A 1,036-nucleotide genomic window follows, 5' to 3' on the forward strand; every position below is an offset into this window, starting at 1 on the left:
ACATAGATCTCCCCGCCCTCCCTGATATCCTTCGGATCGTACTTCACGCCCTGCAGCAGACCTTCGGTCTGATACTTGACGAACTCCGGCAGCTTCGCCGTGCCGCCGAGCGCGTATGTATAGATCGTTCCCGGGTTCTGGTACTCGGTCGCGCGATGCGCAAGGCCGTAGGAACCGCCCCAGCCAACCGCAATCGAGATGTATTGCCTGTCATCGACCATGTAGGTTGCGGCGGCCGCCACCGCGCCGGTCCCGGTTGGCATTTCCCACAGCTTGGTGCCTTTTGCTGCGTCATAAGCGACGAAGCGGCCATCCGCGGTCCCCTGGAAAACCAGATTGCCGGCGGTGGTCAGCGTACCGCCGTTCCACGGCGACACGTGCTCGACTCGCCAGACTTCCTTTTGATGCACCGGATCCCAGGCGAGCAGACGTCCGAACGGGGTCGATGTCGGAGACGGATTGAAAACGAAGCCGATATTCGCGCCCAATATGGCGCCGATCTTACCTGGCGCAGTGGCATTCTGCGCAAATGACTTTTCCGGCGTCAGATTGACCGGGATGTGCTGCGCCGGAAGGTAGACAAGGCCGGTCAGGGGATTGAACGACATCGGCTGCCAGTTGTGGGCTCCGTCCGGTCCCGGAATGGACTCGTATCGATCTGCGTCGCGCGCAGCCGGCAGCTCAACAGGCCGTCCGTTGGCGTCGTATCCCGTCGCCCAATTCACGTCGACGAAGTTCTTCGCCGAGATGAACTTGCCGTTGGTGCGATCGATGACGAAGAAGAAGCCATTCTTCGGCGCGTGCAGGATCACCTTGCGCGGCACGCCGTCGATCTTGATATCGGCCAGGATCATCGGCTGGGTTGACGTATAGTCCCAATTGTCGCCGGGCGTCTCCTGATAGTGCCAGATATACTGGCCGGTGTCGGCGTTGAGCGCGACGATAGAGGCCAGATAAAGATTGTCGCCGCCCGACGGACTGCGAAGCTTGCGATTCCAGGGGCCGCCGTTTCCGGTGCCGACGTAAACCATGTTCA

The 1,036-nt window shown here is 60.7% G+C and carries 1 protein-coding gene; it reads right to left on the bottom strand.

Annotated elements, in window-relative coordinates:
• On the bottom strand, positions 1–1,036 hold a 1,036-nt coding region (locus ACXJL8_RS41870), incomplete at both ends, for an outer membrane protein assembly factor BamB family protein (protein ID WP_456687122.1).

The sequence above is a fragment of the Bradyrhizobium sp. P5_C11_2 genome (assembly GCF_054049755.1).